Here is an 11,487-nt window from a genome sequence, read left to right on the forward strand (position 1 = left end):
GAGACTTATTTTTTTAGGGTCCAGTAGGAACTGAGTACCTGAATTGCGTCGATGAACTGATCGTACTCGACAGGTTTCAGAATATAGCCGGAAATCCCGAGGTCAAAGCTCTGGTTGACATCCTGCTGCTCCAGCGAGGAGGTCAGCATCACCACGGGGATGTTTTTGAAGGCGGGATGGCTCTTCAGTTGCTTCAGGCATTCGTGACCATTCATTTTGGGCATATTGATGTCCAGCAGGATCATGCAGGGCAGCTCTTCGTCCGAAGTTTCCAGATAATGCAAGGCTTCTTCACCATTATGGACCGTAACCAGTTTGTTGACGACGCCGAGTTTTTTTAGACCGCGCTTCACGGTCATGATGTCGACTTGATCATCTTCAACGAGCAAGATGGGTTGCATGCTATTCATATTCTTTTCTTTTAGGTATGGTAAAAATAAATGAGCTTCCTTTTCCTACTTCCGACTCAAGCCAGATTTTGCCGCCCCACGTCGTGACAATTTTCTCTATCACACTTAAACCGATACCTGTGCTTTCTGACTGGTCTTTAGGTTTTAAAGTTTGAAATAATTGAAATATTTTTTCCTGATATTTTTTATCGATGCCGGGACCGTTGTCGGTTACCGAAAATTGCCAGTCATGATCTTGTTCCATGCAGGTGACCGAGATAATACCTTTGTCCTTATCGTTATATTTGATGGCATTATCCAACAAGTTTTGAAAAACCTGAAACAGTCTCAGCCGTTCACCGATGATGACCGGCAAATCGGCTTGAATATGCACTTCGATGTGCTCGGGCGGAGCGATCAGGCTGATTACTTCGGCCAGCAATTGCGAACAATCGATCCGCTCTTCGGGCTCCGCAACCCGGCCGACCCTGGAGTATTGCAGAATGCCGTCGATCATGTCGTGCATGCGTCTGGCCCGATCGCGCAGCAGGGCCATTTGCTCGCGGCCGTCTTCGTCAAAAGCGTCGGCGTAATCCTCGCAGATCCAGCCTGAGAGCTGGTTGATGGCCCGCAATGGCGCTTTCAGATCATGAGATACGACGTAGGCGAAATGCTTTAATTCTTCATTGGCGCTATTCAACGAGGCGGTGCGTTCTTCAACGCGCTGCTCCAGATCCGCATTCAGGGATTGTATCTGCACCTGGCTGCGCTTCATTTCCTCGATCAGCAGGGTATTTTCCAGCGCGATCGCCGCTTGCGCGGTCAATAATCGGGTCAGTTCGATTTGTTCGCGCGTGAATGCGGAGGTGATCAGGTTGTTTTCCAGGTACAAGACGCCCAGGACATGCTGCTGCTTCAATAACGGCGCGCACAGTATCGATTTAAGGTGCTGGTGTTGTACCGTATTGTCGGCGATGAAATCGCCTTCGCTGGTAGCATTGTCGATAACCAGCATTTCAGCGGTACGGAAGACGTAGTTGACGATGGCCATGCTTAAGGTGTCAGTGCTCAGGTTCGAGTCGCCTCGAAGTTGCACGTCGACGAAGCCATGTTTGATGCCTTTGGCCAACACAACCAGGTCTTGCGGTTCGGCGATGAGCAGATAGCCGGTTTTGGCGCCGAGCCGCTCCATGATCGATTGCAGAATCGCGCTTAAAAGACCGTTCAGGTCTTGCTGCTGCGTGATGGTGCGCGTCGCCAGCAGCAGGTAATTGACATCGAGCATCTGCGCGAGCGAGGTGTCGGCGGACAGGCCCTCATCGGGCTGAAAGGTAATGGCGTAGTTTTCTATCAGCTGCCTGACTTTGACTTCCGCGCCGCAGTCATGGTAATGGCCCGCTGCCCGGTTTAAATAGTAAGTGGCATAGCTATGCCGAGATTCTATCAGTATCTGGCCCAGCCGCTCATTCAGGAAGCCTTCCAGCAAGGCGAAATGCTGCGGTTTGCACAGGTCGATCGCATCGAGACAGTGGCGGCGCGTTTCGCTGAAATCGCCGGCATGGTTGGCCTGCTCCATCAGCATGAAGGTCAGGTAAGGCTTTAAGATCGGCCCTAGCGCGGCCCAGGTTTGCACCTGTTCCAGGCAGAGATCCAGCATCTCTTGCTCTTCGGCTGGAATGACCTTATGAAGTCTGAGTCCGTTGACATAGCGAAATACATACCACAGGCGATTGAGGATGTTGTCGCTCAGGCCGCGCAGATAAGGTTCCGCCTGGCGCAGATAGTCTGCCGCCTGTTCATAATCGCCCAGGTAATAGCTGCTGATGCCTTTCAGGGAGTAATAACCGCCTATCGAAACGACGTGTTTATCGGCCTCCCATTTGCTGAGTTTGGCCGCTATGTCCTGCTCGCTCAGGGGCGTCCGCCCCGTATTCATCATATCCGCCCAGCCGGCCAGCGCGCTTTCGGCCAGCCCCAGGGACAAGGATAAATTGAATTTGTTGGAAAAATGGATGCATTCCTCGGCCACGTCGATCACTTGCCGCAAATGAGCGCCCTGATGGATCAAATGCCAGATATACGGGCCGTAGGACAAGCCTGCATTGTATAAGTCACCGCAGTTTTTGCCGCGGTGAATGTTTTTCTGGCATTGCTCGATAATATAAGCCGAATCGCTGCGGTTATGCATATTGGTCCATAAAATGCCGTTAATGCCTTTGGTTGCGCCAAACGTGTCGGGATAGCGGTGCGCCAGGGCCAGCCCCAGGTCTTCATAGCGGAAAGACAGTTCATACTGGCCTTGGCGCTGCAGATACAAACCTACCATTGAAAAACCGTAAATGACCGATTCATCAACGCCGCCGGCCAGACAGTTCTGCGTCGATTGAATGGCTGATAAATAAAGCTGCGGCACCATGCCGGCCAGATAATAATCGGGAATCAGCTCGCTGTAGATGCCGGTTTCAATTTGAGTAGCTCTATCGCTGCTGGGTTCAATATCGAGGATTTTCTGCCAGATATCCGTATCGCCCTGATGGATCTGTTTGATGATCGCGGCCGCCCGCTCCAGCGCCAGATCATCATTTTCGGGAATGGCGCGGTTGAAATAGGCCAGGCCGCGATTGCCCAGGGCGATGGCCTGTTCGAATTTGCCCATCGAGGACAGGCCGGTCGTCTGTTCGTATAAACAGTCGATGCGGTCGATATCGCTTTTTGAGCGGCTGATCAGCGTGTTAATGATCTGCTCCGATTCCGGCTGGTTGCCCAGGGCCATTTCCGTCCTGGCCAGGTATTTGTGCAGTGAAAACAAAAATTCATAATCTTTATCCCAGCTGTCTTTAGGGTAAAGACTCTTGCTTTGATGGAAAAAGTAGTTGGCATTGTCCATCGCCAGCGCTTTCATGGCCGCGATGCCGGCGTAGTAATTGAATTTCGCCTCTTCAATACGGCTTTCGGTGCTTTGATCGGGCTCCCGGCCGTTAGCCAGGTGTTCGACAATGGCGAACAGATTGGGCAGGGTTTCAAGGTCGGCGTTTTCGGGAATGGCGCTGATGAGCGCCTTGGCAATCTGCAAATGTACGCGCTGTTTCTTGTCGGCATCGAGAAAGCTGGCGGCCGCCGCCTGGACCTGGTCGTGGAAAAACAGCAGCTGGTCCTTCTCCCTGAGTAAAATGTTGCTGTTGAATGCCGGCGTCAGGGCATGATAAAGAACCGGCAACGTCATGGCCGTTGTCAACGCCAGATCGGATGCATCAAACCGCGCCCCAAGGCTGGCGGCAATGCTCAGTAGTTCTCGAACGCGCTCCGGCAGCTTGGCAATTTTGTCTTTGAATAAGTCCAGCGCCGAATCGGGAATGGCGGTATGGCGCAGTTGTTCGTCATCCCATGTCCAGGCGCCGTTCTCAGTCAGGTGCAAATGCTTGTAGGTATGCAGCCAGCGCAGGCTTTCATTGACGAACAGCGGATTGCCGGCCGAGGTCTGGTAGATGATTTTCGATAAGTCTTCGGTTCTGGACGGATAGGTGTTCAGGATATACGCGGTCATCTGGTTGACCTCGTTAAGCCCCAGCGCATCGAGACGGATTTCCTGCAGCGGCCGGCGCGCCTGTTTGACTCTGTGTATCAGGCGCATCAGCCGGTGACTGCTGTCGACTTCGTTGTGCCGGTAGGCGCCTATCCAGAACAGGTATGGATAGTCCGTGGCATTGTCGAAAATCCGCTCGAGCAGGTCGAACGTGGCGCCGTCGCACCACTGCAAGTCATCGATAAACAGGGTTAAGGGATGCTCTTTTGAAATCAGGCTGGCCAGGAATTTTTCGGCCGTGTCATTGAACCGGTTGCGCGCTTCAATCGGCGGCAGGTCCGGCACTTCCGGCTGAGGACCGATGATCAGATGCAGTTCGGGAACCAGATCGGTGATCAGCCGGCCGTTATCGCCCAGTTGCTCGCTGATGCGCTGGCGCCAATAGGCGATACGTCCCCTGTCTTCGGTCAGGAAAGTTTTTATCAGATGGCTGAAAGCCTGGATCAGCGTGCTGTATGGGATATGCTTTTTGAACTGGTCGAACTTGCCGGACGTGAAATAGCCGGCATGGGCAACGATCGGCAGCTGCAATTCCTGGATCAGCCGCGTTTTGCCGATGCCGGACAAGCCTGAAATCAGCGATGCGCGGAACACGCCGGCACAGACTTTGCTGTACTCGTCGAGCAGTTGTTTTTTTTGCGTCTCACGGCCGACCATTAACGAAGGAATCGTAATGCGGTTGCTGTAATCCTTCTGCTTCAGGATGAAACTGTTGATGTTCCGGTTTTGTTGCATTCCCCGTAAACAGTATTTCAGGTCCACTATCAAGCCGGCCGCGGTCTGGTAACGTTTTTCGGGCGCTTTTTCCAATAGCACGGCGACGATTTTGCTGATGATTTCGGGGACGGCCGGGTTTAATTCGTGCGCGAATGCCGGTGTTTCGGCAAGGTGCGAGTGAATGATGGCAATCGGATCCTCGAACAGGAAAGGCGGTTTGCCGGTCAGGCATTCGAAGAACAGCATGCCCAGCGAATACAGATCGGTCGTATAATTGACCGAATGCTTGATCCTGCCGGTTTGTTCCGGCGACAGATACGGCAGCGTCTGTACGCGAAAATGATCTTCGTAGATAAAATGGCTGAGCTGGTTAATATCCAGCACCCTGATGTCATCGATGATCTGGACGGCCAGCGTTTCCGGTTCGATCAATATGTTCGTCGGTTTTATGCTCTTGTGTATATGCCCGGCCTTATGGATGGCTTCCAGCTGCTCGGCGATGGCGATGATAATGTTAAGTGTCGTGGTCAGATCGGGAGCCGTCTGGGTTTCCAGCCAGCGGCTCAATGGCTGGGCCTCAATATACGGCTGTATCAGACACAGGGTGTCGATAGCGGGATGATAGAGTTCGGGAATAATGCTGTGAGGCAGTTCAAGTTCGCTGAGCTGGTTGATCTGCTGGCGTATGTAGGAGGCTGCATCCTCGCTGCAAAATTGCGGCCTGATTTTCTTAACAGCCAGCAGTTTGTCCTGATTATCCAGGGCATACACTTTGAACACGTCGGCATGCATGCTCTCGCCCAGTTTATCGAGGATTTTATAATTTAATAATGTTTTCATTGCAGCGGGCTTAGCCAGAAAAATTACGTATATGGACTATAGCACTTTTTGCGGAATGTAAGCTTGTGTTAGATACAAATGTAAGCCTATGTAGTTGGGTTTGCTATCATTTGCCATTTATTGACCTAATCGGGAAACAAAATGCTGGACCGAGTTGAACGCGAAAAATCAAAATCCGATCTTATCCTGCCTTGGCTGGCAGTCATTGTCATGTTTGCCATGCTGGTAGCTTATATCGTTGTCTGCCATATCTTCGGGGAGCAACTGCAACAATCTCTGCCGCAAAATCAGCGGGAACTGATCAGAACGATTTTATATGCCGTCGCCATCATCACTTTTCCATTGACCAATCTGATACGGCATATTCAAGTGCGGCTGAACCAAACCATGCCCGGCGATGATCCTAGCAAAAATCGTTATCTGCTAACTGTTATCGTTTCAATGGCATTGGTTGAAAGTGTGGGAATCTTCGGTTTCGTCATGTTCATGCTGGGCGATGATTTCAATACGCTGTATATATTTACCGGCCTGTCGGCATTGGGCATGTTCTTGTACCGGCCGAAACCGGATGAGTACTCTGCCATTATTGAGGAAAGAAACGCGCGAAAACATCAATAATTTACCGGCTGATACGGCGCGCCTGTACTAAATGCGGCTTATGTCTTTTCCGGCACGCTGGCCTAATGCTTCAGATGGCGGCTTTTAAATTCAAACAATTAATCAAGCATAACGGTCATATCCGTTATTTCTGATATTTGAGCGGGGGTGGCCAGGATTAGTTCCATACGATGGTTAATGAGGCGCATGGAGCATGAGAGGGGATGACGCTAGCCGGCAAGGGCAATCGCCCCTGCCGGCAATCGGGATTATGGCTTGATTTCGTCGTAGTTGCGCTGGAAATTGTGGCCGTAAAAGATTTCGAACATCTCTTTTTGCAGCTTTTCCTGGATCTCGTCTTTCTGATCGTCCGATAAACCGCTTTCCTTTTCGAACAAGTAATTTTCCAGTTCGGTTTCCTTCAGCATCATTTTGGTGTGGAAAATATTTTCCTGATAGACGTTCACATCTATCATCTGATAGCTTTCCAGCGTGTCTTTGGCAATATAGTTCTGGATCGACGTGATGTTGTGGTCGATATAATGTTTCTTGCCGGAAATGTCGCGCGTGAAGCCGCGTACTTTATAGTCCATGATGACGATATCGGACTCGAAGCTGTGGATCAGGTAATTGAGCGCTTTCAGCGGCGAGATCTGGCCGCAGGTCGACACGTCAATATCGGCGCGGAACGTACTGATGCCGTTATCCGGGTGGCTTTCCGGATAGGTATGTACGGTGATATGGCTTTTATCCAGATGCGCCAGCACGGTATCCGGCAATGGCCCTGGAGACTGGCTGTTCATGCTGGGCGGCGGCGGCAGGTCGCCTTCCGAAATCAGCATCGTCACACTGGCGCCTTGCGGTTCATAGTCCTGATGGGCAATATTGAGGATTTGCGCGCCGATGATTTCCGCAACATCTTTAAGGATTTGCGTCAGTCTATCGGCATTATAGGCTTCATCAATATACTCAATATAAGCCTGCTGCTGCTCGGCGGGGGCATAACATACATCGTATATATTGAAACTTAGAGACTTCGTTAAATTGTTAAAGCCTTGTAATTGCAACTTTTTCAAAATGGTTAAACCTCGATAACTTCAAAATCATGGGTGATTTCCACCTCCGCCTTGCTCAGCATAATGGATGCAGAACAATATTTCTCCGCAGACAGCTTGACTGCCCGCTCGACCGCTGCTGGTTTTAAATCACGGCCTTTTACAACGAAATGCAGATGAATTTTGCTGAACACGCTAGGTATGGCATCGACCCGTTCGGCGGAGATTTCCGCCACGCAATCAACGATGTCATGCTTGCCTTTCTGCAGAATCTGCACTACATCAAATGATGAGCAGCCGCCCACCCCCAGCAGGAGCATTTCCATTGGCCGTATGCCCATGTTGCGCCCGCCGTGATCAGGCGGGCCGTCCATGACTACAGCATGGCCGCTGCCGGATTCACCGACGAACATCACTCCGTCAACCCATTTGACTGTCGCTCGCATTTTTTTCCCCGGTTAAAAAAATGTGGCATAGAGTAGCATATAATATGCAATTGACAGAGCTTCAATGTTGATTTTTTTGTTAAAATCCTGCACTGTTATTAAAGGCGTACATATAACATGGATATTGAATGAGTTTTGAATATGACACTAATTTCCCAAGAAAACTCCAATAAAAGGGCGTTGGAGCAGTTTTTAAATCTTTGCCACAAAAAAAAGTACCAGAGCAAAGCCACGATTATCAGGCCCGGAGATCCGGGGGACCGGCTGTATTATATCGTGGAAGGATCGGTCAGTGTCTGCGTGGAAGATGACGATGGGCATGAGCTGATTCTGGCCTATCTTAACAAAAATGAATTCATAGGAGAGATTGGTGTTTTTAAGGGAGTAGAAACGAGGAAAGTCACTATTAAAACGCGCAGTGAATGCCGGTTGGCTGAAATAGGCTATGACCGTTTCCGCCTGGCGCTGAAAAAAGAACTGCTTGAGTATGCGCCTGATCTGCTTTTCATGTTAGGCGAACAATTATCAGGCCGGCTGCTGGCCGCCAATCGCAAGTTCTGCGATTTAGCTTTCATGGATGTGGAAGGACGAATCGCCCGGACTCTGCTGGATCTTTGCAAGGAGCCCGATGCCATCACCCATCCCGATGGCATGCAGTTGCACATCACGCGTCAGGAAATCAGCCGCATCGTCGGCTGTTCAAGAGAAATGGCCGGGCGCGTGTTAAAAGAACTGGAGGATAAAGGGCTGATCAGCGCGCACGGCAAAACGATTGTTGTGTTTGGTACGCGTTAAGGCGCGAACAAGTAAAGGCGGCTCGGCAGGCCGCCCTTGCAGCAAGGTTATTTAGCCGCTACGGAGGCCGCAACGCCTTTAAGCCGGGCTCCGGCGACCGGCTCTTCAGCCTGACCCATGCTGTTCAAAAAGACAAAAGGCACGGAAACCAGCGCCATGCCTTTATTAATCTGTATGGCAAAATGCAAATGCGGGCCGGAAGTAAAGCCGGTGTTGCCGGAATAACCGATCAATTGCCCAGCAGCCACTTTCAGGCCCGGATAGACCTGGGCTTTATCTTCTTCCAGATGGGCATAAACCGCCATGGAGCCATCCGCGTGCAAAATCCTGATGCTATTGGCTTTTGAGCTATAGGTTTCGTCAATGCCGCCTTTATAGAAGTCATTGTCGACTTCCATGACCATTCCTGCTTTGGCTGCGTAAACAGGCGTGCCTATCGGCATGGCGATATCGATAGCATATTTGTTCTGCTCATCGGTATGGCTGAAACTGCCGCCAAAGGACTGCGAGATTTGAAACGAGGCATCAGGCGCAATCGGCGGCAAATAGCTTTCCCTGGCCGTGTACTGTGGCAAAGGGCTACCGGGCGTGTAACGGTATTGAAGAGCGTATCCCGAGGATTCTTTTTCATTGATGCCGCCTACTTCAAAAAGTGTATCCGATTCTCCCGGCGCAATAACAAAACGCTGAGGCAGTTCAGGCGTCGAGCGGACGTTTTTCTGTTCGGCAAAATTGACTTCGACTTCCACGGGCCCTGCATAATCGTTGCGAACATAATATTTTGGCTGTCGTCCTTCGCCGGATTTCAACAGCCAGACCCGCTGCTTGCTCGCCACCTTCATCTGCCTGACGGTTACCTGTTGACTGGTCTTGGGCGGCTGATCGGTAAAATGCCACGTACCTTGCTCATCCTGAAATTTATAAAGTTTTTTGCCGGCGGCATTAAATGAAATGAGCGCTGACAGCATTAAAATTAGTAATCTAAATCTCATTTTTTAATCGGGGTCAAAGTCTATTCTCTGTCCGTAAGAGTTCTTTAATTTTTGTAAGTTTAAAAATGCAGGGTCCATGACTCAAACAGTAGTTCGGCCTTCGCGGCCGCAAATACTTTATTGGCCTGAAAAATCAATAATTATATGTACTTATATTTGTTTTTTAACATAAAAATGTAGGGCATGAATAAGCAATAGTACTGATTATTTTGTTGATAAGTTTCAGCTATGATCGCTATACACAAGTATTCCCAGCTGAGCTCGGGTGAGCGCAAACATAACACATGCAAAGGATAGTTATGATGGAAATCAGAGTATTTTCTGAATTGGCATGTCGATTTTATTTTCGTACAAATTTGTTAATGATTCCCAGGCAAACAGGTTAATTGGGCCGTAGCGAATTGAGAGTCCAGCAAGTGCCGGGTTTATTTATAAGCATCTCTTTTTTTGCGTTGTTATTTGAAGCTTAGTAGTAGAGCGAAAGACATGTCAGTCTTTTACCATAAGTATCTGAACTTAAAGATAGTGAAGTGGCTTTAACGAAACGTGAGATTAAATATGAATGCAAATTTGCAAATTTTGTTTATTAGTACGGATCATTATTATCGGGGCTTGCTGAAAGGCTACTGCCATGCGCAGCAATTTACTTTTCTTGAACTGGCCGATGCTGTAACCATCAATAAAGAAGTCTTTAATAACCACCTGGATCTGATTATCCTGGATATGCAGTGGGCTGTATCTTCATTGAAAAAAGAAGACTGGTTAGTATTGCAAGCGATGAGCTTCGCTCACCAGATACCCGTGTGCGCATTAGGGGACAAGGACTATAGTGATGCACTTGAAAGTAAACCGGACTCATGGATAGAGGCTTTTTTTGATGAGCAGCTCATTGTTGAACAATTGGATGGCTATCTGCTGAAGAAATTCATCCAGCATGCTCATGTGCACAGTGAAAGAAGGACTCAGGAAAGGCGCTCCACGGCCGATCGAAGGGCATCTTATCGGGATGCATCAGGGCATCTGTTAGAAGCGGCACAATATGAACCGATGCCGAAAAATGGCAATGGCGATCACGGCACAGTCGGTCCTTTTCAAATTGATCGGCGCTTTAAAACTGTCTCATTGTATGGAAAAAACATTGACCTTACCCGCAAGGAATTCGAATTGTTCGAACTGCTGTCCAGGGATGTTGATCGCGTGCTAATGGCCGAAGAAATCATTCAGCATCTCTGGCCCGGAAATAACCGCGCGACAAAGTCGGATCTTTATCAATACATGCACCTGCTGCGCAAAAAGATTGAAAAAGACCCTGATAACCCGCAATGGATTCTGACCGTCAAGGGCTTCGGATACAGGCTTGATGTGAGCTCTTCCGCTGAAACAAAAGCCCCGGAAGAAAATTATGACAATCTGGTCACATGGCCAGGGACAGCCATTGCCCCTGTGGCCCAATAAAAACCTGCTGAAAATTAAATTGCACGGGCATAGCATGTGCTGCCAGCGAATTTATCTGCCTGATAGATTGGGCTCAGGATAAATATTAGCCTGCGATCGAGCATCATATTGCTCGAGAGACAGGCTGGATGATGAAGCGGGTTCGTCGGCGGCGCTAAATCATGTTCAATCCGGCGGAACCTATCAAATAGGCCAGGCCTCACCCAGCGATCTTCGAGTTCAAATTGCTTGCCTTTATCATTGATCGACTTTCTCTATTCCTTTCATTTACGGCAAAAAACAATTTAATGCTTCAACAACCTGTCTTCGAATTGAGGCGGGCTGACAATTTGGGGCGCAAGAACTCCTCACGGGTACATCATGCTCAGCAAAGCCCTCAATATCAATAGTTCGGACACTTTTATGCGGCAATCGTCCCGTAGTCACTGAATTCGTCAAATAGTTGGGCTATTTTTTCGCAATCTCTGCTCAGGCCTAACTTGTCGAAAAGTCGTAACATCAAGTGTTGATTGAATTTCTTACGTTTCCAGGAAGCAATGGAGATCACCGTTTCCTGTGTCGTCTGTTTCTGACGTCGATCTTCAAGCTTCAAGAGATTCAGCGCTGTTAACGACGCAT

9 protein-coding genes are annotated in these 11,487 nt (G+C 49.4%); 3 read left to right on the forward strand and 6 right to left on the reverse strand.

What is annotated here, in order from left to right; translation table 11 throughout:
* Window positions 1-5: 5 nt before the first annotated feature.
* Together V2P20_RS18725 and V2P20_RS18730 are read right to left on the reverse strand one after the other, a co-directional pair.
* Window positions 6-410 carry a response regulator gene (locus tag V2P20_RS18725; RefSeq protein WP_194968133.1) on the reverse strand — a complete coding sequence of 135 codons (405 nt, stop codon included), beginning with the start codon at window positions 408-410 and terminating at the stop codon, window positions 6-8.
* A complete protein-coding gene (locus V2P20_RS18730; protein WP_331821023.1) occupies window positions 403-5,529 on the reverse strand; it encodes an AAA family ATPase in 5,127 nt (1,708 codons plus the stop codon). The genes V2P20_RS18725 and V2P20_RS18730 overlap by 8 nt, the downstream gene beginning before the upstream one ends.
* Before the next feature lie 141 nt (window positions 5,530-5,670).
* Here V2P20_RS18730 and V2P20_RS18735 point away from each other — a divergent pair, with 141 nt between their 5' ends.
* Window positions 5,671-6,147, forward strand: coding sequence for a hypothetical protein (locus V2P20_RS18735; protein WP_331821025.1), 477 nt, complete (start codon window positions 5,671-5,673; stop codon window positions 6,145-6,147).
* Between the two features lie 248 nt (window positions 6,148-6,395).
* Here V2P20_RS18735 and speD read toward each other — a convergent pair whose 3' ends face one another.
* Window positions 6,396-7,202, reverse strand: coding sequence for an adenosylmethionine decarboxylase (gene speD / locus V2P20_RS18740; protein WP_331821027.1), 807 nt, complete (start codon window positions 7,200-7,202; stop codon window positions 6,396-6,398).
* 5 nt (window positions 7,203-7,207) lie between these two features.
* Window positions 7,208-7,627, reverse strand: a complete 420-nt coding sequence (locus tag V2P20_RS18745) for an OsmC family protein (protein WP_194968137.1) — start codon at window positions 7,625-7,627, stop codon at window positions 7,208-7,210.
* Window positions 7,628-7,768: 141 nt separating this feature from the next.
* Between V2P20_RS18745 and crp the strand changes: the two genes are divergently transcribed.
* Complete coding sequence (crp, locus tag V2P20_RS18750; RefSeq protein ID WP_194968138.1) at window positions 7,769-8,422, forward strand: cAMP-activated global transcriptional regulator CRP; 654 nt, start codon at window positions 7,769-7,771, stop codon at window positions 8,420-8,422.
* A gap of 47 nt (window positions 8,423-8,469) precedes the next feature.
* Here crp and V2P20_RS18755 read toward each other — a convergent pair whose 3' ends face one another.
* Window positions 8,470-9,414 (reverse strand): M23 family metallopeptidase, encoded by a 945-nt coding sequence (locus tag V2P20_RS18755; protein WP_331821030.1) that lies wholly within the window; start codon window positions 9,412-9,414, stop codon window positions 8,470-8,472.
* A gap of 744 nt (window positions 9,415-10,158) precedes the next feature.
* On the opposite strand from V2P20_RS18755, the gene V2P20_RS18760 reads away from it, so the two are divergent.
* Window positions 10,159-10,869 carry a winged helix-turn-helix domain-containing protein gene (locus tag V2P20_RS18760; RefSeq protein WP_331821032.1) on the forward strand — a complete coding sequence of 237 codons (711 nt, stop codon included), beginning with the start codon at window positions 10,159-10,161 and terminating at the stop codon, window positions 10,867-10,869.
* 400 nt (window positions 10,870-11,269) lie between these two features.
* On the opposite strand, the gene V2P20_RS18765 is transcribed toward V2P20_RS18760, so the two are convergent.
* A partial coding sequence (locus V2P20_RS18765) for a hypothetical protein (RefSeq protein WP_331821034.1) occupies window positions 11,270-11,487 on the reverse strand: 218 nt, incomplete at its 5' end.

Origin of the sequence: Methylobacter sp. Wu1, from assembly GCF_036553575.1 — a bacterium.
Lineage (GTDB): Bacteria > Pseudomonadota > Gammaproteobacteria > Methylococcales > Methylomonadaceae > Methylobacter.

Excerpts from the sequence above, each read along its gene's own strand:
- crp (WP_194968138.1), top strand. The coding sequence starts at position 7,769 with ATGACACTAATTTCCCAAGAAAACTCCAATAAAAGGGCGTTGGAGCAG.
- V2P20_RS18745 (WP_194968137.1), bottom strand. The coding sequence starts at position 7,627 with ATGCGAGCGACAGTCAAATGGGTTGACGGAGTGATGTTCGTCGGTGAA.
- V2P20_RS18755 (WP_331821030.1), bottom strand. The coding sequence starts at position 9,414 with ATGAGATTTAGATTACTAATTTTAATGCTGTCAGCGCTCATTTCATTT.
- V2P20_RS18730 (WP_331821023.1), bottom strand. The coding sequence starts at position 5,529 with ATGAAAACATTATTAAATTATAAAATCCTCGATAAACTGGGCGAGAGC.
- V2P20_RS18735 (WP_331821025.1), top strand. The coding sequence starts at position 5,671 with ATGCTGGACCGAGTTGAACGCGAAAAATCAAAATCCGATCTTATCCTG.
- V2P20_RS18725 (WP_194968133.1), bottom strand. The coding sequence starts at position 410 with ATGAATAGCATGCAACCCATCTTGCTCGTTGAAGATGATCAAGTCGAC.